General features: G+C 62.9%; 16 protein-coding genes, 1 tRNA gene and 2 pseudogenes. 2 read left to right on the top strand and 17 right to left on the bottom strand.

Annotated elements, in window-relative coordinates:
• From FJ418_RS31325 to rpsL, 4 genes and pseudogenes are all read right to left on the bottom strand, one after another.
• Positions 1–77: pseudogene (locus tag FJ418_RS31325) on the bottom strand (elongation factor Tu); the annotation flags it as partial.
• Between the two features lie 65 nt (positions 78–142).
• The gene (fusA, locus tag FJ418_RS31330; RefSeq protein WP_140646984.1) at positions 143–2,233 is read right to left on the bottom strand and encodes an elongation factor G; all 2,091 of its coding nucleotides are present in this window, start codon (positions 2,231–2,233) and stop codon (positions 143–145) included.
• A gap of 27 nt (positions 2,234–2,260) precedes the next feature.
• Complete coding sequence (gene rpsG, locus FJ418_RS31335; protein WP_027170372.1) at positions 2,261–2,731, bottom strand: 30S ribosomal protein S7; 471 nt, start codon at positions 2,729–2,731, stop codon at positions 2,261–2,263.
• Positions 2,732–2,740: 9 nt separating this feature from the next.
• The gene (rpsL, locus tag FJ418_RS31340) at positions 2,741–3,112 is read right to left on the bottom strand and encodes a 30S ribosomal protein S12 (protein ID WP_006202128.1); all 372 of its coding nucleotides are present in this window, start codon (positions 3,110–3,112) and stop codon (positions 2,741–2,743) included.
• A 460-nt stretch (positions 3,113–3,572) separates the two neighbouring features.
• Between rpsL and FJ418_RS31345 the strand changes: the two genes are divergently transcribed.
• Positions 3,573–3,854 carry a transcriptional regulator gene (locus tag FJ418_RS31345; protein WP_140646983.1) on the top strand — a complete coding sequence of 94 codons (282 nt, stop codon included), beginning with the start codon at positions 3,573–3,575 and terminating at the stop codon, positions 3,852–3,854.
• A gap of 83 nt (positions 3,855–3,937) precedes the next feature.
• Positions 3,938–4,867 (top strand): Gfo/Idh/MocA family oxidoreductase, encoded by a 930-nt coding sequence (locus tag FJ418_RS31350; RefSeq protein ID WP_140872131.1) that lies wholly within the window; start codon positions 3,938–3,940, stop codon positions 4,865–4,867.
• A gap of 33 nt (positions 4,868–4,900) precedes the next feature.
• Here FJ418_RS31350 and FJ418_RS31355 read toward each other — a convergent pair whose 3' ends face one another.
• The 13 genes and pseudogenes from FJ418_RS31355 to FJ418_RS31415 all read right to left on the bottom strand — a co-directional run.
• Positions 4,901–5,566: an O-methyltransferase gene (locus tag FJ418_RS31355; protein WP_140872133.1), complete on the bottom strand. Its 666-nt coding sequence runs from the start codon at positions 5,564–5,566 to the stop codon at positions 4,901–4,903.
• Positions 5,567–5,848: 282 nt separating this feature from the next.
• Entirely contained in the window at positions 5,849–10,045 is a 4,197-nt protein-coding gene (gene rpoC / locus FJ418_RS31360; RefSeq protein ID WP_140646980.1) for a DNA-directed RNA polymerase subunit beta', read from the bottom strand.
• A gap of 130 nt (positions 10,046–10,175) precedes the next feature.
• The gene (rpoB, locus tag FJ418_RS31365; protein ID WP_140659836.1) at positions 10,176–14,312 is read right to left on the bottom strand and encodes a DNA-directed RNA polymerase subunit beta; all 4,137 of its coding nucleotides are present in this window, start codon (positions 14,310–14,312) and stop codon (positions 10,176–10,178) included.
• A 268-nt stretch (positions 14,313–14,580) separates the two neighbouring features.
• A complete protein-coding gene (rplL, locus tag FJ418_RS31370) occupies positions 14,581–14,961 on the bottom strand; it encodes a 50S ribosomal protein L7/L12 (protein WP_059189560.1) in 381 nt (126 codons plus the stop codon).
• A gap of 54 nt (positions 14,962–15,015) precedes the next feature.
• Complete coding sequence (gene rplJ / locus FJ418_RS31375; protein WP_140545996.1) at positions 15,016–15,534, bottom strand: 50S ribosomal protein L10; 519 nt, start codon at positions 15,532–15,534, stop codon at positions 15,016–15,018.
• Positions 15,535–15,900: 366 nt separating this feature from the next.
• The gene (rplA, locus tag FJ418_RS31380) at positions 15,901–16,599 is read right to left on the bottom strand and encodes a 50S ribosomal protein L1 (RefSeq protein ID WP_140646978.1); all 699 of its coding nucleotides are present in this window, start codon (positions 16,597–16,599) and stop codon (positions 15,901–15,903) included.
• Positions 16,600–16,603: 4 nt separating this feature from the next.
• Positions 16,604–17,032, bottom strand: a complete 429-nt coding sequence (gene rplK / locus FJ418_RS31385; protein ID WP_095765524.1) for a 50S ribosomal protein L11 — start codon at positions 17,030–17,032, stop codon at positions 16,604–16,606.
• Positions 17,033–17,218: 186 nt separating this feature from the next.
• On the bottom strand, positions 17,219–17,746 hold the full coding sequence (gene nusG / locus FJ418_RS31390; protein WP_140545994.1) for a transcription termination/antitermination protein NusG: 528 nt from the start codon (positions 17,744–17,746) through the stop codon (positions 17,219–17,221).
• 27 nt (positions 17,747–17,773) lie between these two features.
• Entirely contained in the window at positions 17,774–17,977 is a 204-nt protein-coding gene (gene secE, locus FJ418_RS31395) for a preprotein translocase subunit SecE (protein ID WP_027170383.1), read from the bottom strand.
• 348 nt (positions 17,978–18,325) lie between these two features.
• Positions 18,326–18,401: transfer RNA gene (locus tag FJ418_RS31400), tRNA-Trp, on the bottom strand.
• Positions 18,402–18,541: 140 nt separating this feature from the next.
• Positions 18,542–19,027, bottom strand: coding sequence for a group II truncated hemoglobin (locus FJ418_RS31405; protein WP_140786225.1), 486 nt, complete (start codon positions 19,025–19,027; stop codon positions 18,542–18,544).
• A 147-nt stretch (positions 19,028–19,174) separates the two neighbouring features.
• On the bottom strand, positions 19,175–20,713 hold the full coding sequence (locus tag FJ418_RS31410; RefSeq protein ID WP_140872135.1) for a hypothetical protein: 1,539 nt from the start codon (positions 20,711–20,713) through the stop codon (positions 19,175–19,177).
• A gap of 280 nt (positions 20,714–20,993) precedes the next feature.
• A pseudogene (locus FJ418_RS31415) lies at positions 20,994–21,077 on the bottom strand (elongation factor Tu); the annotation flags it as partial.

The following is a 21,077-nucleotide window of genomic DNA, read 5'->3' on the forward strand; positions in this document are numbered from 1 at the left end:
GTCTTGCCATGATCGACGTGGCCGATCGTGCCAATGTTCACATGCGGCTTGGTGCGCTCGAATTTACCTTTTGCCATGTGATCTCTCCATTCCTGCCTGCCCGTGCGGGCCTTGAATTAAGGTTTCGTGCAACCCGCTCGAGTTACGCGTATTTCTTCTGAACTTCCTGGGCGACCGCGGTCGGAACCGGCTCGTAGTGGTCGAACTGCATCGTGTACTGGGCGCGGCCCTGCGACATCGAACGCAGATTGTCGACGTACTTGAACATGTTCGCGAGCGGCACCATCGCGTTGATGACGACGGCAACGCCGCGCGCTTCCTGACCCTGGATCTGACCACGACGGCCGTTGAGATCGCCGATGACGCCGCCGACGTAATCTTCCGGCGTCACGACCTCGACCTTCATGATCGGCTCGAGCAACTGCACGCCGAGGCGCGGAGCGGCTTCCTTGAAGCAGGCGCGGGAGGCGATTTCGAACGCCAGCACCGAGGAGTCGACGTCGTGGAAGGCGCCGTCGATCAGCGTGGCCTTGACACCGATCATCGGGAAGCCGGCGAACGGGCCGGAACCCATGACGCTGTTGATGCCCTTCTCGACGCCCGGGATGTATTCTTTCGGAACCGCACCGCCGACGATCTTGGACTCGAACACGAACTCTTCGCTCTCGGTGTTCGGTTCGAATATGATCTTGACGCGGGCGAACTGGCCGGTACCGCCGGTCTGCTTCTTGTGCGTGTAGTCCTGCTCGTGGGTGCGGGTGATCGTCTCGCGATAAGCCACCTGCGGCGCGCCGACATTGGCTTCGACCTTGAACTCGCGGCGCATGCGGTCGACGATGATGTCAAGATGCAGCTCGCCCATGCCGGCGATGATGGTTTGGCCGCTTTCCTCGTCGGTCTTGACGCGGAAGGACGGATCCTCGGCCGCCAGACGATGCAGCGCGAGGCCCATCTTTTCCTGGTCGTTCTTGGTCTTCGGCTCGATAGCGATCTGGATGACCGGATCGGGGAATTCCATGCGCTCGAGGATGACCGGGTGCAGCGGATCGCAGAGCGTGTCGCCGGTGGTCGTGTCCTTGAGGCCAGCCAGGGCGACGATGTCGCCTGCGTAAGCTTCTTCGACGTCGGCGCGCGAATTCGCATGCATCTGCAGCATGCGGCCGATGCGCTCCTTCTTGCCCTTCACGGTGTTGTCGACCGAGGTGCCCTTGGCGAGCTTGCCCGAATAGATGCGGGCAAAGGTCAGCGAACCGACAAACGGGTCGTTCATGATCTTGAACGCCAGCATCGACAGCGGCTCGTTGTCATCGGCATGACGCTCGATCTCGGCGTCGGTCTTGGCGTCGACACCCTTGATGGCCGGCACGTCGATCGGCGACGGCAGGTATTCGACAACGGCGTCGAGCAGCGGCTGCACGCCCTTGTTCTTGAAGGCCGAGCCACAGAACATCGGGTAGAACTTGACCGCGATGGTGCCCTTGCGGATCAGCGCGCGGATCTCGTCGTTCGACGGCATTTTGCCTTCGAGGTAATTCTCGAGCGCGGTCTCGTCCATCTCGACGGCGGCTTCGATCATCTTCTCGCGGTACTGCTCGGCCTTTTCCTTCAGGTCGGCCGGGATCTCGACAACGTCCCAGGCAGCGCCCAGGGTCTCGTCGCGCCAGACGAGCGCGTTCATCTCGACGAGGTCGACGACGCCCTTGAACTCGGTCTCGGCGCCGATCGGCAGTTGCATGACGACGGCCTGCGCACCGAGGCGCGAGGCGATCATTTCCTCGGAGCGGTAGAAGTCGGCGCCGATCTTGTCCATCTTGTTGCAGAAGATCATGCGCGGCACGTGGTACTTGTCGGCCTGGCGCCACACGGTCTCGGTCTGCGGCTCCACGCCGGCATTGGCGTCGAGCAGCGCGATGGCGCCGTCGAGCACGCGCAGCGAACGCTCGACCTCGATGGTGAAGTCGACGTGTCCGGGGGTGTCAATGATGTTGAAGCGGCGCATCTTGCCATCGCGACCCTTCCAGAAGGTCGTGGTCGCGGCCGACGTGATGGTGATGCCGCGTTCCTGCTCCTGCTCCATCCAGTCCATGGTGGCAGCGCCGTCATGGACTTCGCCGATCTTGTGCGACTTGCCCGTGTAGTAGAGGACGCGCTCGGTCGTCGTCGTCTTGCCGGCGTCGATATGCGCCATGATACCGAAATTGCGGTAGTCTTCGATTTTGTATTCGCGGGCCATGGGAGGTGCCTCTCAGTCTCTTTCGCGTTACCAGCGGTAATGCGCGAAGGCGCGGTTGGCTTCCGCCATCTTGTGGGTGTCTTCACGCTTCTTGACGGCCGTGCCGCGGTTGTTGGCCGCGTCCATCAGCTCGCCCGAGAGGCGGTCGACCATGGTGGTCTCGTTGCGGTTGCGGGCCGCGGCGATCAGCCAGCGGATGGCCAGCGCCTGACGGCGCTCGGGGCGCACGTCGACCGGAACCTGGTAGGTGGCGCCGCCGACCCGACGCGAGCGCACTTCCACATGCGGCGCGACATTGTCGAGCGCCTGATGGAAGACGGTGACCGGCTCCTGCTTGGTCTTGGCCTGGACCTGGTCCAGCGCGCCATAGACGATGGTCTCGGCAACCGACTTCTTGCCGTCATACATGACGGCGTTCATGAACTTGGTGACAATCAGATCGCCGAACTTGGGGTCCGGATTGATCTCACGCTTTTCTGCACTGTGACGACGGGACATGGGAAACCCTTACTTCGGACGCTTGGCGCCGTATTTCGAACGACGCTGCTTGCGGTTCTTCACACCCTGCGTGTCGAGCACGCCGCGGATGATGTGGTAGCGGACGCCCGGCAGATCCTTGACGCGACCGCCGCGGATCATGACCACCGAGTGCTCCTGAAGGTTGTGGCCTTCGCCGGGGATGTAGCCGATCACTTCAAAGCCGTTGGTCAGGCGAATCTTGGCCACCTTGCGCAGCGCCGAGTTCGGCTTCTTCGGCGTCGTGGTGTAGACGCGCGTGCAGACACCCCGCTTCTGCGGGTTCTGCTGCATGGCCGGGACCTTGTTACGCTTTACCGGCGCCAGGCGCGGCTTGCGGATCAGCTGGTTGACGGTAGGCATTAAACCCTCTTGTCTCTCAATTCCGTGTCTGCCCTGTCAGGGCCGCTCAAAGCGTCATTCCCATACGCAAATTCGGGCAACACACCGCGCTTCGCGGTCCTGCCCGAACAAATTGCAGAGGAAGCGGAAGCCGCTTCATGCGCGCCGGAAATGTCTTTTCGCTCGTAAAACGAACCCTGTTTGAGGCAAACTCCAAAGCGTGTCGCTTCGGACAGGAGAGCCTCACATCGGTTCTGACGTCGCGGCTTCTACTCGCAACCCCAGGGTCCGTCAACCCCGGCGCGGCAAATATTGCGTCCAACCCAAAGCTGGGCAGCCATGCGAAAAACGGATGTAATTTTCTTGCGTCTTTTTTCAAGAGCGAGGAAGAAAGTGACCGGCTTTGCGCTGTCCTGTGCCCTTGCTTCGTGCCAAAAGGCGGCTTGCACCGGACAATCTCCGGGGAAACGAGGAATCAGCCGTGAACGACAATGAAGAACGGCCGGTCACGATCATCACCGGGCGGGTCTGGAAGAAGAAAGGCGGCAAGCCGGAGGGCGTGCATGTGATGCTGGTGGCGCCTGACGATGATTCTGCCGTGCGCCGCGCGCTCGAATCGCTCGCCGCGGAAGGTTACGCCGAGGCCGAACTCGACCAGATCGGTGACATGGAGGGCGAGCCCGACGAGGAGCCGCATCTGTCGGCCTATCAGGGCGCACTGGAGGGCGAAGTTTCGATCGTCACCTTTGAAGAGCCGATCTGAAAAGCGCGGCCAGCCGTCATATTTCCCAGACCCGCCGGACAAATCTGTCCTGCCTAGACACACTTTCATTCCTTGGAGTTTCCATGACCAGCAGTCCCATCAAGCTCGGCATCGTCGGCGTGGGCAAGATCGTGCGCGACCAGCATTTGCCGGCGGTCGCCAAGGATGGCGACTTTCAGCTCGCCGCAGCGGCCAGCCGCCACGGCAAAGTCGACGGGATCCCGAACTATCCAACGATCGAAGCCATGCTTGCGGCCGAACCCGGCCTCGAGGCGGTCTCGCTCTGCATGCCGCCGCAGTACCGTTACGACGCCGCGCGCACCGCGCTGGAGGCGAAAAAGCATGTGTTCCTCGAAAAGCCGCCGGGCGCCACGGTCAGCGAAGTCGAACACCTCAAGGCGCTTGCCGAAGAGAACGGCGTCTCGCTCTTCGCCAGTTGGCATTCGCGCTATGCGCCGGCGGTGGAGGCCGCGCGCGCATTCCTTGCCTCGGCCAGACTGACTTCGGCCGCCATCAATTGGAAGGAAGACGTGCGCCGCTGGCACCCGAACCAGGAATGGATCTGGGAACCCGGCGGCTTCGGCGTGTTCGATCCGGGCATCAACGCGCTGTCGATCGCCACCCACATCCTGCCTGCTATGTTCATCACCTCGGCCGTGCTCGATTTTCCGGAGAACCGCGCGGCACCGGTCGCGGCCCATGTCGCCTTCCGCACGTCCAATGGCCTGCCTGTGACGATGGAGCTCGACTGGCTTCAGACTGGCCCGCAGAGCTGGGACATCGTCGCCGAGACCGACAAGGGCAAGATGGTGCTGTCGGGCGGCGGCGCTAAGCTCGCTGTCGACGGCAAGGTCGTCCACGACGAGCCCGAGGCCGAATATCCGATGCTTTACAAGCGCTTCGCCGAGATCGTTCGCGCCGGCACTTCGGATGTCGACCTCGCGCCGCTGCAGCACGTCGCCGACGCCTTCATGCTCGGCAAGCGCAACGTGGTCGAGGCGTTCTTCGACTGAGGCGGCGGCAACGCGCCGAGGCCAACGGCATCCTCACTCGACGATCGCAATGGCGAAGCCGTCATAGCCCTTGGCGCCTACGGTCTGGATGGCGGTGCCGTCCAGCCGCTTCTCGCCGCCGATGAACGAAAACGCGGCGCGAGCGCCTTCGACATTGGCGTCGCCGCTGTTCTTTTTCACGACCGCGCCGTCGCGGATGACGTTGTCGCAGACGATGACGGTGCCTGGGCGCGACAGCTTCATGGCCCGGATCAGATAGTTCGGGTTGTTCGGCTTGTCGGCATCGATGAAGATGAGGTCGAACGGTCCGGCATCTTCGTCCGCCAGCTTGCCAAGCGACTGCAGCGCAGGCCCCACGCGCAGGTCGACCCTGTCGGAAACCCCTGCCCGCTCGAAATTCGAGCGCGCGACCTTGGCGTGGTGCGGATCGAGCTCCAGCGTCACGACCTTGCCGTCCGCCGGCAATCCCCTCGCCATCCAGATGGTCGAGTAGCCGCCGAGCGTGCCGATCTCCAGCACCTTCTTCGCGCCGCGGATGCGCACCAACAGCGACAGCAGCTTGCCCTGCGCGGCCGACACGTCGATCGCGGGCAGGCCCTGATCGCGGTTGGCCTTAAGCACCGCATCCAGGACGGGATCCGCTTCGAAAAGAGAGGAAACGATGTAGTCGTCGACAGCCGTCCAAGTCTTGCTGCTCATAATTCTTCCTCGTTCGTGAAGCCAGATCAGGATGACGGCTAGCGCGTTTCACCGTTTCACGGAAACGGCGAACCGCTCTATCTCTTTGTTTCTACGCAATTCCGGACGGAAAACCGCTCACACTTTTCCTGGAATTGCTCTAATAGAACCGTCATACTGATCTGGTCTCTTTATTCGATTATGATCTCTTCCGAAAACCGGTGTCACTTTTCGGGATCATGCTCTTGAAATGCAAGAAGGGGCCACGTGGGCCCCTTCTTATCGTTTCTCATGTCAAGCCGCTCACTGCGCGGCGTTGACCATGTCGGTCAGCATCGGGTCGGCGACCTCGACACCGGAGGCCTTGCGGCGCTCGTCGATGATGAGCTCGTCGCGCGAGGTTGCGATGCGCCGGATTTGGCTCATCGTACCGCCCGTGCCGGCCGGGATCAGGCGGCCGACGATGACGTTTTCCTTGAGGCCCTGCAGCATGTCGGTCTTGCCGGCAACCGCGGCCTCGGTGAGCACCCTGGTCGTCTCCTGGAAGGAAGCGGCCGAGATGAAGGACGGCGTCTGCAGCGAGGCCTTGGTGATGCCGAGCAGCACCGGCTGACCTTCGGCCGGCTTCTTGCCGTCCTCGATCAGGCGCTCGTTGACCTCTTCCAGTTCGATCACGTCGACGTGGTCGCCCGGAATGTAGGTCGAGTCGCCCTGCGTGGTGATCTCGACCTTCTGCAGCATCTGGCGAACGATCACCTCGATGTGCTTGTCGTTGATCGACACGCCCTGCAGACGGTAGACCTCCTGGATCTCGTTGACGAGGTAGGAGGCAAGCGCCTCCACGCCCTTGATCGCCAGGATGTCGTGCGGCGCCGGGTTGCCGTCGAGGATGTAGTCGCCCTTCTCGATGACGTCGCCGTCCTGAAGATGGAACGGCTTGCCCTTCGGGATCAGGTACTCCACCGGCTCGAGCGTCGAGTCATGCGGCTCGATGATGATGCGGCGCTTGTTCTTGTAGTCGCGGCCGAAGCGGATCGTGCCATCGATCTCGGCGATGATGGCGTGATCCTTCGGACGGCGGGCCTCGAACAATTCCGCAACACGCGGCAGACCGCCGGTGATGTCCTTGGTCTTGGCGCTTTCCATCGGGATACGCGCAAGCACGTCGCCCGGACGGACATGCGCGCCCGGCTCGACCGAGAGGATGGCCTCGACCGAGAGCAGGAAGCGTGCATCGCCGCCCTTCGACAGCTTGCCGACCTTGCCCTTGGCGTCCTGGATGACGATCGCGGGCTTCAGGTCGCTGCCGCGCGGCGTCGAACGCCAGTCGATGACCTCACGCTTGGTGATACCGGTCGACTCGTCGGCCGTTTCCTGCACGGAGATGCCGTCGACCAGATCCTCGAACGCCACCCTGCCCTCGATTTCGGTGAGGATCGGGCGGGTATAGGGATCCCACTCGGCGATACGCTGGCCGCGCTTAACCTTGTCGCCATCGTCCACGAAGATACGCGAACCATAGGCGACGCGGTGCGTGGCGCGCTCCTTGCCGGTCTCATCGAGGATGAGCACCGCCATGTTGCGGCCCATGACCATCTGCTGGCCTTCCGAGTTGCGCACCACGTTGCGGTTGCGGATCTGCACCTTGCCCTCATAGGAGGCTTCAAGGAACGAGCTATCCACCACCTGCGCCGTACCGCCCATGTGGAAGGTACGCATGGTGAGCTGGGTGCCCGGCTCGCCGATCGACTGCGCCGCGATGACGCCGACGGCCTCGCCCTGGTTGACAGGGGTACCGCGGGCAAGGTCGCGACCGTAGCAGACAGCGCACACGCCGGTCCTGACCTCGCAGGTCAGCGCCGAACGGATGCGGATCGACTGCACGCCGGCCTTTTCGATCTGCTCCACGTCGCGCTCATCCATCAGCGTTCCGGCCTTGACCAGCAATTCGCCGGAGACCGGATGGTTGATGTCGTCGAGCGCGGTGCGGCCCAGCACGCGCTGGCCGACCGAAGCGACGACCTGACCAGCATCGACGATCGGCTGCATGGTGAGGCCCTTGTCGGTGCCGCAATCCACGGAGTTGACGATGCAGTCCTGCGCCACGTCGACGAGACGGCGGGTGAGGTAACCCGAATTCGCCGTCTTCAAGGCGGTGTCGGCCAGACCCTTGCGGGCGCCGTGGGTCGAGTTGAAATACTCGAGCACGGTGAGGCCTTCCTTGAAGTTCGAGATGATCGGCGTCTCGATGATTTCACCCGAGGGCTTGGCCATCAGGCCACGCATGCCGGCGAGCTGACGCATCTGGGTGGGCGAACCGCGCGCACCCGAATGCGACATCATGTAGATCGAGTTCATCGGCTTCTGGCGGCCATTGTCCTCGAACTCCACCGCCTTGATGCGGGCCATCATCTCGTCGGCGACCTTTTCCGAGCACTTGGCCCAGGCGTCGACGACCTTGTTGTACTTCTCGCCCTGGGTGATCAGGCCGTCATTGTACTGCTGCTCGTATTCCTTGGCCAAAGCCTCGGTCTCCGAGACCAGCTTGATCTTGGAATCCGGGATCAGCATGTCGTCCTTGCCGAACGAGATGCCGGCGCGGCAGGCATGCGCGAAGCCGAGCGCCATGATGCGATCGCAGAAAATGACCGTCTCCTTCTGACCGCAGTGGCGGTAGACGGTGTCGATCATCTTGGAGATGTTCTTCTTGGTCATCTCCTGGTTGGCGGTCTCATACGGCACGTTGACGTTCTTCGGCAGCAGTTCGCCGATGATCATGCGGCCAGGCGTGGTGTCGTAGATCTTCGACACCGTCTTGCCTTCGGCGTCGACGGTGCGGAAGCGGCCCTTGATCTTGGCGTGCAGCGTCACGGCCTTGGTCTCCAGCGCATGCTGGAGCTCGCCCATGTCGGCAAACACCATGCCTTCGCCCGGCTCGTTCTGGTTGACGATCGAGAGATAGTAGAGACCGAGAACCATGTCCTGCGACGGCACGATGATCGGCGCGCCGGAGGCCGGGTGCAGGATGTTGTTGGTCGACATCATCAGCACGCGGGCTTCCAACTGCGCTTCCAAGGACAGCGGCACGTGGACCGCCATCTGGTCGCCGTCGAAGTCGGCGTTGAAGGCGGTGCAGACCAGCGGATGCAGCTGGATCGCCTTGCCTTCAATCAGGATCGGCTCGAACGCCTGGATGCCGAGGCGGTGCAGCGTCGGCGCGCGGTTCAGGAGCACCGGATGCTCGCGGATGACCTCGTCGAGGATATCCCAGACCTCCGGACGTTCCTTCTCGACCAGCTTCTTCGCCTGCTTGACGGTCGAGGAGAAACCCTTGGCGTCGAGGCGGGCGTAGATGAAGGGCTTGAACAGCTCGAGCGCCATCTTCTTCGGCAGGCCGCACTGATGCAGCTTCAGCTCCGGACCGGTCACGATGACCGAGCGGCCGGAATAGTCGACGCGCTTGCCGAGCAGGTTCTGACGGAACCGGCCCTGCTTGCCCTTGAGCATATCGGACAGCGACTTCAGCGGACGCTTGTTCGCGCCGGTGATGACGCGGCCGCGACGACCGTTGTCGAACAACGCGTCGACGGCTTCCTGCAGCATGCGCTTTTCATTGCGCACGATGATGCCGGGCGCGCGCAACTCGATCAGCCGCTTCAGGCGGTTGTTGCGGTTGATGACGCGGCGATAGAGATCGTTGAGGTCGGACGTGGCGAAGCGACCGCCGTCCAGCGGGACGAGCGGACGCAGGTCCGGCGGGATCACCGGAACCACCTTCATGATCATCCATTCCGGACGGTTGCCGGATTCCATGAAGTTCTCCACGACCTTGAGCCGCTTCAGATACTTCTTCTGCTTGAGCTCGGAGGTGGTCGACGCCAGCTCCGAACGCAGGTCGCCGGCGATCTTCTCCAGGTCCATGCCGGCCAGAAGGTCATGGATGGCCTCGGCGCCGATCATGGCGGTGAAAGAGTCCTCGCCATACTCGTCGACGGCAAGCATGTACTCTTCCTCGCTGAGGAGCTGGTTCTCCTTCAGCGCGGTGAGGCCGGGCTCGGTGACGATGTAGTTCTCGAAGTAGAGCACACGCTCGATATCCTTGAGCGTCATGTCGAGCAGTGTGCCGATGCGCGAAGGCAGCGACTTCAGGAACCAGATATGGGCGACGGGCGCGGCGAGCTCGATATGGCCCATGCGCTCGCGGCGAACGCGCGACAACGTGACTTCGACGCCGCACTTTTCGCAGATGACGCCCTTGTACTTCATGCGCTTGTACTTGCCGCACAGGCACTCATAGTCCTTGATCGGGCCAAAAATGCGCGCGCAGAACAGGCCGTCACGCTCCGGCTTGAAGGTGCGGTAGTTGATGGTCTCCGGCTTCTTGATCTCGCCGAACGACCAGGACAGAATCTTCTCTGGGCTGGCAAGCGAGATCCGGATGGAATCGAACACCTGCGCAGGCGCCTGCGGGTTGAAGAGATTCATGACCTCTTGGTTCATGCCGTTCTCCTTTTCGGGGTCCTCGATAACCCCTTGCATCGATCGCGGACGAAATGTCCGCAGACTGGCCGGTTGCCCGACCGAAAAATTTGAAGGGCGCGCCGCATCCTAGAGCGGCGCGCCGTAGGCTTTACTCGGCTGCGTCGGGCAGACGCGTCGGGGTCTCTTCGACCTGGGTATTCTCCAGCTCCACATTGAGGCCCAGCGAGCGCATTTCCTTGACGAGAACGTTGAAGCTCTCCGGAATGCCTGCCTCGAACGTGTCGTCGCCGCGCACGATCGCCTCGTAGACCTTGGTGCGGCCGGCGACGTCGTCCGACTTCACCGTCAGCATTTCCTGCAGCGTGTAGGCGGCGCCGTAGGCTTCGAGCGCCCAGACCTCCATTTCGCCGAAGCGCTGGCCGCCGAACTGCGCCTTGCCGCCCAGCGGCTGCTGGGTGACGAGCGAGTAAGGACCGATCGAACGCGCGTGGATCTTGTCGTCCACCAGGTGATGCAGCTTGAGCATATAGATGTAGCCCATCGTCACCTTGCGATCGAACGGCTCGCCGGTGCGGCCGTCATAGAGCTGCGACTGACCGCTGGTGTGCAGGCCTGCCTGCTCCAGCATGGTGTTGATGTCGGCCTCATGCGCGCCGTCGAACACCGGTGTCGCGATGGAGACGCCGCGGCGCATCTGCTCGCTCAGGCGAACGATGCTCTCGTCGTCATACTCGCGGATCGGCTCGTTGCGGTCGTTGGCCGGCATGAAGCTTTCCAGCGTCTTGCGCAGCGGCTTGATATCGCCGCCGCCCTTATACGCGTCGATCAGCTCGCCGATCTTCCTGCCCATGCCTGCGCAAGCCCAGCCCAGATGCGTTTCCAGGATCTGGCCGACATTCATGCGGCTCGGCACACCCAGCGGGTTGAGCACGATATCGGCATGCGTGCCGTCCTCGAGGAAAGGCATGTCCTCGACCGGAACGATGCGCGACACGACACCCTTGTTGCCGTGACGGCCGGCCATCTTGTCGCCCGGCTGCATCTTGCGCTTCACCGCCACGAAGACCTTGACCATCTTCATGACGCCCGGAGGCATTTCGTCGCCGCGCTGCACCTTCTCGACCTTGTCCATGAAACGCTGCTCGAGCGCCTTCTTGGACTCGTCATACTGGCCGCGCAGAGCCTCGAGCTCGCCCTGGAGCTTCTCGTTCTCCACGGCGAACTGCCACCACTGCGAACGCGGATACTCGTCGAGCGTGTCCTTCGACAGCTTCGAGCCCTTCTTGAAGCCCTTCGGTCCGGCGATCGCTTCCTTCCCGACCAGCACGTCGGAAAGACGCGCATAGACGTTGCGGTCGAGGATCGCCTGTTCGTCGTCGCGGTCCTTGGCCAGACGCTCGATCTCCTCGCGCTCGATCGCCATCGCGCGCTCGTCCTTCTCCACGCCGTGGCGGTTGAAGACGCGCACTTCGACGACCGTGCCGAAGGTGCCCGGAGGCATGCGCATGGAGGTGTCGCGGACGTCCGAGGCCTTTTCGCCGAAGATGGCGCGGAGCAACTTTTCTTCCGGCGTCATCGGGCTTTCGCCCTTCGGCGTGATCTTGCCGACCAGGATGTCGCCCGGCTGCACCTCGGCACCGATATAGACGATGCCGGCCTCGTCGAGGTTCTTCAGCGCCTCTTCCGAAACGTTCGGAATGTCGCGCGTGATTTCCTCCGGCCCGAGCTTGGTGTCGCGCGCCATGACCTCGAACTCCTCGATGTGGATCGAGGTGAAGACGTCATCGGCCACGATGCGCTCGGAGAGCAGGATCGAGTCCTCGTAGTTGTAGCCGTTCCACGGCATGAACGCGACCAGCACGTTGCGGCCGAGCGCCAGATCGCCGAGCTCGGTCGAGGGACCGTCGGCAATGATGTCGCCCTTGTTGACGCGGTCGCCCATGCGCACCAGCGGACGCTGGTTGATGCAGGTGTTCTGGTTCGAACGCTGGAACTTCATCAGCCGGTAGATATCGACGCCGGACTTGCCGGGGTCGAGATCTTCCGTGGCGCGGATGACGATACGGGTCGCGTCGACCTGGTCGACCACGCCGCCGCGGCGGGCGCCGATGGCCGCGCCCGAGTCACGGGCGACGACCGGCTCCATGCCGGTGCCGACGAACGGCGCCTCGGCGCGCACCAGCGGCACGGCCTGACGCTGCATGTTCGAGCCCATCAGCGCGCGGTTGGCGTCGTCGTTCTCGAGGAACGGGATGAGCGCTGCCGCGACCGACACCATCTGCTTCGGCGAGACGTCCATCAGGTCGACGTTCTCGCGCGGCGCCATCATCACTTCGCCGGCGTTACGGCAAATGACGAACTCGTCGACGAAGCTGCCATTCTTGTCGAGCTCGGCGTTGGCCTGCGCGACATAGTGCTTGGCCTCCTCCATCGCCGACAGGTAGACAACCTCGTTGGTCAGCTTGCCGCCCACGATCTTGCGGTACGGGCTTTCGATGAAGCCGTACTTGTTGACGCGCGCGAAAGTGGCCAGCGAGTTGATCAGACCGATATTCGGGCCTTCCGGCGTTTCGATCGGGCAGATGCGGCCGTAATGCGTCGGGTGCACATCGCGCACCTCGAAGCCGGCGCGCTCGCGGGTCAGACCGCCCGGTCCAAGCGCCGACAGGCGGCGCTTGTGGGTGATCTCCGACAGCGGGTTGGTCTGGTCCATGAACTGCGACAGCTGCGAGGAACCGAAGAACTCGCGCACGGCGGCGGCCGCCGGCTTGGCGTTGATCAGGTCCTGCGGCATGACCGTGTCGATCTCGATCGAGGACATGCGCTCCTTGATCGCGCGCTCCATGCGCAGCAGGCCGACACGGTACTGGTTCTCCATCAACTCGCCGACCGAACGCACGCGGCGGTTGCCGAGATTGTCGATGTCGTCGATCTCGCCCTTGCCGTCGCGGAGTTCGACCAGCGTCTTGACCACGGCCAGGATATCGTCCTTGCGCAGCACGCGCACGGTGTCCTCGGCCTTGAGCTCGAGGCGCATGTTCATCTTGACGCGGCCGACAGCCGACAGGTCGTAGCGCTCGCTGTCGAAGAACAGCGAGTTGAACATGGCTTCGGCGGTCTCGAGCGTCGGCGGCTCGCCCGGGCGCATGACGCGATAGATGTCGAACAGCGCGTCCTGGCGGCTCTCGTTCTTGTCGACGTTGAGCGTGTTGCGGATGTAGGCGCCGACGTTGACGTGGTCGATGTCCAGGATCTGGATCTCGTCCTCGCCGGTGCCGAGCAGCACCTTCAGCGTCTTGTCGTCGATCTCGTCGCCGGCTTCGAGGAAGATCTCGCCGGTGGCGTAGTTGACAATGTCCTCGGCAAGGTAGTTGCCGAGCAGGTCCTCGTCGGTCGCCTTGATGGCCTTGAGACCCTTCTCGCCGAGCTGGCGAGCCTGGCGGGCGGTGATCTTCTTGCCTTGTTCGACCACAATCTCGCCGGTGTCGGCATCGACCAGGTCGCCGACGGCCTTGAGGCCGCGGAAACGCTCGACGTTGAACGGAATGCGCCAGTGGTCGCCGGCGCGCTTGTAGGTGATCTTGTTGTAGAAGGTCGACAGGATCTCCTCGCCGTCCATGCCGAGCGCCATCAAGAGCGACGTCACCGGAATCTTGCGGCGACGATCGATGCGGGCGTGCACGACGTCCTTGCTATCGAACTCGATGTCGAGCCACGAGCCGCGATAGGGAATGACGCGCGCGGCAAACAGAAGCTTGCCCGACGAGTGCGACTTGCCCTTGTCATGGTCGAAGAAGACGCCCGGCGAACGGTGCATCTGCGAGACGATGACGCGCTCGGTGCCGTTGACGATGAAGGTGCCGTTCGACGTCATGAGCGGCATGTCGCCCATGTAGACGTCCTGCTCCTTGATGTCCTTGATCGACTTGGCGCCGGTATCCTCGTCGATATCGAACACGATGAGGCGCAGCGTCACCTTCAGCGGGGCAGCATAGGTCAGGTCGCGCTGACGGCACTCGTCAACGTCGAATTTCGGTGCCTCGAACTCGTACTTCACGAACTCCAGCATCGAGGAGCCGGAAAAGTCGGAGATCGGGAAGACCGACTTGAAAACGGCCTGCAGCCCCTCGTCCGGACGGCCGCCCTTGGGCTCGTCCACCATCAGGAACTGGTCATAGGATGCCTTCTGAACCTCGATGAGGTTCGGCATCTCCGCAACTTCCGGGATCTTTCCGAAGAACTTGCGTACGCGTCTGCGGCCATTGAAAGTCTGGGTCTGGGCCATCGTCGCTCCTTAGCTATAAACTCGGGACGAACCTCGCCGCGGCTCGCCTTGCACCAACGGGCGGCCTTGGCGGCTGCCCCTATCTGTTTTTCCGGCCGCCCTGCCAATGGTTTGGCGGCTACCGGCTAAAACGGGAGAAAACCCGTTTCCGGAAGGCCGCTTTTCGGCCCTCAGGAAAGAGGTTTTCAAACGCCTCGCGCAACAGAACCCTCCCTTCGTCAAGGGAGGGGGCGGACGGCGCGAGACCGTCCGCCCTCGCCTAACAGGCTTACTTCAGCTCGACCTTGGCGCCAGCTGCTTCCAGCTGAGCCTTGAACTTGTCGGCGTCGGCCTTGGAAACGCCTTCCTTGACCGGCTTCGGAGCCGCTTCGACCAGGTCCTTGGCTTCCTTGAGGCCAAGGCCCGTGATGGCGCGGACTTCCTTGATGACGTTGATCTTCTGGGCGCCGGCATCGGCGAGAACGACGTCGAATTCCGTCTTCTCTTCAGCCGGAGCAGCGGCAGCGGCACCAGCGCCGCCAGCAGCGGCAACCGCCACCGGAGCGGCAGCCGAAACGCCCCACTTCTCTTCCAGGAGCTTCGACAGCTCGGCCGCCTCGAGGACGGTCAGCTTCGAAAGGTCGTCTACGATCTTTGCGAGATCAGCCATTTTTGTATTCCTTCACTAGGTTCGAACGTGTGTTGTTGACAGCGAGGAACGGCCTCATGCCGCCTCGTCCTTCCGGGCGTAAGCGCCGATGACACGCGCGACCGAAGCCGCGGGCGCATTGACGATCTGGGCGATCCGGGTAGCCGGCGTGGCGATCATGCCAACCAGCCTGGCGCGCAGCTCGTCGAGCGACGGTAGTGTGGCGAGTGCCTTCACACCGTCGGCGTCGAGCGAGGTCGTACCCATCGCGCCACCGAGAATGATCAACTTGTCATTCCCCTTGGCGAAATCGGACGCGACCTTCGGCGCCGCAATCGGATCCTCCGAATAAGCGACCAGCGTCTGTCCCTTGAACAGATCGATGATCGATGCGGAGTCCGTGCCCTGAAGAGCGATCTTGGCGAGACGGTTCTTCGCGACTTTGACGGTGCCACCGGCGGCGCGCATCTTCGACCGGAGGTCGTTCATTTGCGCGACGGTGATACCGGCGTAGTGGGCCACGACGACTGAACCAGCGCTTGAAAACGCATCATTCAGGCCCGTGACGAGTTCGCGTTTTTCCGCTCTGTCCACTGCCTATCTCCAGTTGACCCCTGCCCCATTAACGAGGTCAGGCGTCGGGTTGCCTTTTGCCGGCCGGGCCATCCAGTACGGATCTCCCGAACGACGCTCGAGGATCCTGCCCCCTTTCGCCACACCAGCCGGCATGCCGGATAGTGCGCAGACAAAAGGCAAACACGGTTCGAACCTTTCATTGGAGCTTGGCTCCATTGTCGGGTCTTCACCCGTCTCATGCAGGCCCAAGTGAATTAAGGCTTTTGGGCCGCCTGCAATCTCGGACAGGATATCCGGAAACCTTTCGGCTTCCGGGGTACCGGGCCGCCGACGGATCGGCGGTCCGGGATTCTTTTGCGATCGGCCTAGCCGATCAGATGACACTTACGACGCGGCGAGCGTCGCGATGTCGAGCTTGAGGCCGGGGCCCATCGTCGAGGTGACCGACACCTTCTTGACGTAGTTGCCCTTGGCGCCCGCGGGCTTGGCCCTGGTCACCGCATCGGCGAAGGCGCGGACATTTTCTTCCAGCGCCTTGACGTCGAACGAGACCTTGCCGACGCCGGCCTGGACGATGCCGGCCTTCTCGACGCGGAACTCGACGGCGCCGCCCTTCGAAGCCTTGACGGCCGCGGCCACATCGGTGGTCACGGTGCCGACCTTCGGGTTCGGCATCATGCCGCGCGGGCCGAGAACCTTGCCCAGACGACCGACCAGCGGCATCATGTCCGGCGTGGCGATGCAGCGATCGAAATCGATCGTGCCCTTCTGGACGATGTCGACAAGATCCTCGGCGCCAACGATATCGGCGCCGGCGGCCTTGGCTTCCTCGGCCTTGTCGCCACGGGCAAACACCGCGACGCGCACCGAGCGGCCGGTGCCGTTCGGCAGGTTGACCACGCCGCGGACCATCTGGTCGGCATGGCGCGGATCGACGCCGAGGTTCATCGATATCTCGACGGTCTCGTCGAACTTCACCTTGGACCGGTCCTTGAGCAGCTGCAGCGCCTCGGAGAGGGCGTAAGCCTTGTTCGGATCGATGCCTTCGCGGCTCTTGGCAATACGCTTTGCAATCTTTGCCATGATCTTAGCCCACCACTTCCAGGCCCATCGAGCGGGCGGAACCCTCGACCATGCGCATGGCCGCCTCGACGTCGTTTGCGTTCAGGTCCTTCATCTTCTGCTCTGCGATCGCGCGCACCTTGTCGCGGCTGATCGTGCCGGCCTTGACCTTGCCCGGCTCCTTGGAGCCCGACTTCAGGTTGGCTGCCTTCTTCAGGAAGTAGCTCACCGGCGGCGTCTTCATGACGAAGGTGAACGACTTGTCCTGGTAGTAGGTGATGACGACCGGGATCGGCGATCCCTTCTCGAGCTCCTGGGTCTGCGCGTTGAACGCCTTGCAGAATTCCATGATGTTGATGCCGCGCTGACCAAGCGCCGGGCCGATCGGGGGCGACGGCGTGGCCGAGCCCGCGGCAACCTGGAGCTTGAGCTGGCCTGCAACTTTCTTAGCCATCTCTATTCCTGCCTTTTCTCATGCCGGCCCCGTTACCAGGGAAACGCCGGCGGTTGCAGTCTGGTGGTGCGGTTCCGACGGCCGGCTGTGCCGCCTTCGCCTCCCACCCGTTCATGCGGCGTCTACCGCCGCTCCCGACGCCTCGCGGCGCGGGTGTACCAACGCCTTCCGGCGCGGGTGTACGGATCAGCCCTTTTCGACCTGTCCGAATTCCAGATCGACGGGCACGGCGCGCCCGAAGATCGAAACTTCCACCTTGAGGCGGGCACGCTCCTCGTCCACTTCCTGGACGACGCCGTTGAACGACGCGAACGGACCGTCCGAAACGCGGATCGCCTCGCCGATCTCGAAGGTGACCGAAGGCTTCGGCCGCTCGACGCCCTCCTGAACCTGGTTCAGGATGCGCTGCGCCTCGGTCTCGGTGATCGGCACGGGCTTGGAGTCGCCCAGGAAACCGGTGACCTTCGGCGTGTTCTTGACCAGCGAGAACACGGCATCGGTCAGATTGGCCTTCAACAGCACATAGCCCGGGAAGAACTTGCGCTCGGCATCGACCTTGCGGCCACGGCGGATCTCGACGACCTTCTCGGTCGGCACGACGATCTGCTCGATATCGCCGGACAGGCCCTTCTGCTTGGCCTTGTTCTCGATGTCCTCGGCGACCTTCTTCTCGAAGTTCGAATAGGCGTGGACGATATACCACCGTGCAGTCATTTCACGACCTCTCCGTAAACCGCCGAATTAATGTCCGAGACCCAGGATCCACTCGATCGCGTAGCCCATCAGAATATCGGCAGCGAAGAAGAACAGCATCGCGATCACCGCGAACACCAGGACCATCACGGTCGAGATCATGGTTTCGCGCCGCGAAGGCCATGTCACCTTGGCCGTCTCCGCGCGAACCTGCTGGAGAAAGGTGAAGGGATTAGTGGTTTTCGAAGCCATGTGCCGCCTGTTTCAAGACCCGTTGGCCGGGCCTCCTGGATGATCCCGCTGACCGGGACGTGCCGCCTGGGCTCTATACGGCGCGAATCAGCGCCGCTATTTCACCCACGCAAATCAGACGCGTAAAGCCGGCTTCCCAGCTCCACGCGTCGCGTGTCTGTCTTGTCTACATAAAACCGATTCTTAATCCACGCAAGTGGCAAGGGTCCGCTTTATGTCCTAACGCCGCCTCGGAACCATCCAGTCGTCCCGTCCCGGCTATGCGGGGCTTATGCCCCAATTCCTGCTATATGGCAAGCCACCCGCCGATTTTCAACCGCGGAGAGCTTCTTTTGCCCTTTGGAAAGATGGCACGGGCAGCAGGGCTCGAACCTACGACCTGCGGTTTTGGAGACCGCCGCTCTACCAACTGAGCTATGCCCGTGCATGCGCTGTTCGGCGCAGGCGCTTCCTAAAAGCTTCCGGGCACTCTGTAAAGAGCACTCGGCAGCGGTTTTGGACCCTTTGCCGGAAATCTGAATTGCGCGGCTGCCGGCAATCGATCGCGGGGGGCGCGCCCGCTCTTTAAGATTTCCCGGCCGGCGGCTTATAAGGTCCGCCAGGCACGCCCCAGCCCCAGGCCGGCATCGGCTCGGTCTCGGGATCGCAGGTCTCGCCCAGATTCGAGTTCATCTTCGCCAGCCGCGACCCCCATTCGACATAGCCCATGAAGGCGGAGCGGAATTCGGGGTCGTCCGGCAGGCCGACCTCGTCCGCCGCGTCGGCAAGGAGATTGATCCAGCGGCGGCGCTGTTCCTCGGTCAGGTGCTTGCCAAGGTGATGCATCACCATTTCGCGATGGCCGCCATGCTTCTCGCTGTAGGTCTTCGGCCCGCCAAAGACTTCGCCGATGAAGGCGGCGACATGCGCCGGGTGATCCGGCGACATGTGCCTGAATACCGGCCCGACGACCGGATCCGCAGCCACCTTGTCATAAAAGGTCCGGGTCAGCCGGTTGAGCGCCTCGCCGCCGCCGGCCCACGCATATAAAGTCGGGATGTCCTCGCTCATCGCCGCTCCTCCACTGTGTATAAAAGCACGAGCAGGATAGTGTCAGCGCCCTGCCCCGCTCAACCTGCCTCGATGGCCAGTACCCGCTATCTCCTTTGTTTACGCAATTCCGGACGGAAAACCGTAAACACTTTTCCTGGAATTGCTCTACAGCTTCGCTGGCGCCTTCGCCTCGGCATCGGCGGCCGGAAGAACCCGGCAATTGTCCGGCCTGGGCGCGGATCTGCAAATGGTGGCGCCCGTCAGCGCGTCGACCGACTGCGGCCCGGTTGTCAGCCCGAATGTCTTCAGTTCGTCCCGGCTGAGTTCCCTGTGCTTCGCATATTCGGCCGACTGCATGGCGACGAAAAAGCCCGAGCCGACCGCCATTTCGTCAAGATACGCCCTGACCTTGTCTTCCATGCCCATGGAATGCACCAGAAAATGCGCACCGGCGCCAACCAGGCGCCGGACGCCGCCGGCGATCATCACCGCGCAAGCCGCGTCGCATTCGGCGCCTGTATCGATGGTGAGCCCGGCATGGAGACCGTCCGCCGCGACGCACCCCACTGCGCCCGGATCGCAATCGAGAAAATCCGTTCGGGCGACTGCGACATCCAACCCGCGCTCGCGGATCAGCCGGCCCGCGGCAAGCGCAGCCTGCACATCTCCACCCGGCGAGTTGATGACGACGGGTAACCGGCGCTCACGGATCGTATCGAGCAGTTGGCGGAGCTTGTCGGCCGTGCCCGCGGCGATCGTGCCTTCCGCCGAAATCCATTCCGGACAATCGAGATTGCAAAGCGGATTGCTGCCGCGAACAAGAACGAAGCGCATCTCCTGTTCGCGGGCCTGCGGCGCCGGCGCGGGAACCGGCGCAATGGGTGAAGGCCCGGCTTCGACGGCCGCGACCGCGGCGGGCACGCCGTTCGCGGGAACCTCGCGACAATTCGCTGGCGCCGGATTGCGCTGGCAGATGGTTCTCTCGGTCAGCAGGTCGAGCGAATCGAGACTGGTGACGAGTTTCATCTCCAGCATGTCTTCGGGCTCGATTTGCCTGATGTCGCTGGCAGGCGTCGCCTTCATCACGCCCAGCACGCCCTGCTCGACGCCCATTTCCTTCAGATAGGCCGACAGCCGCTTCTCGACCGTCCTGCTCATCTCATAGGTCTTGTAGCTGCCGGCATTCTTGCGGCTGACGATCCTGGTGCTGACGATCTTCTTCTTGCCGTTCACGATCCGATAGGTCGTGCGGTAGAGCAGCTTCTCGCGCTGGTAGGTGGTGGTGATCTGATGCACACCGAGATAGGCCCATTCGCCGACCACGCGGCGGATGCCGCCGGCAAACATCAGCGGACAGGCCGAATTGCACATCGCGCCGCTGTCATAAGCGACGCCGGAATAGGGCTGGCCCTTGCGGCCATTGTCCAGGCAGTTCTTCATCCCCGGCGAGCAGCCGGAAAACTCCGTGATGCCGACCGCGATATCGAGCTTGTTCTTGCGGACCATGCGGCCAAGCTGCAGCGCGGCATCGACATTGCCGCCTGGTGAATTGACGACGATCGGCAGTGGCCGCCCGCCGAGCGTCTTCAGCAGGCGTCTCAGCTGCGCCGGCGTGCCGGCCTCGATCGTGCCTTCGGCGGAAATCCATTCCGGGCAGTTCGGCTCGCAGCCCGGCGCGCTGCTGCGCACGACGACGAAGCGCATCGCCGGACCGTAGTCCGCGGGCGTTTCCTTTGCGGCGGCGCTGAGCGCGGCCAGCCCTGTGGCAGCGGCCAATCCCAGCCGAAGCAGCCCGCGCCAACACCGTATGGTCTTTGAACGGAATGTTGAAACCACGTCTGGCAAGCCCCTCGGGTACAACCCATACTAGTTGCGGGGACGGGGCTTGCAACAGAATTGAAAAGGGCCGCGCGATACCACTCCAAAGCAAAAGGGCGGCCCGAGGACCGCCCTTTCTTTGTCGAACCGGCAAGTGCCGGATCGATTATTCCTTGATGGTGACGACGATGCCGGCACCGACGGTGCGGCCGCCTTCACGGATGGCGAAGCGCAGCTTCTCTTCCATGGC

The sequence above is a fragment of the Mesorhizobium sp. B2-8-3 genome, assembly GCF_006440815.1.
Lineage (GTDB): Bacteria > Pseudomonadota > Alphaproteobacteria > Rhizobiales > Rhizobiaceae > Mesorhizobium.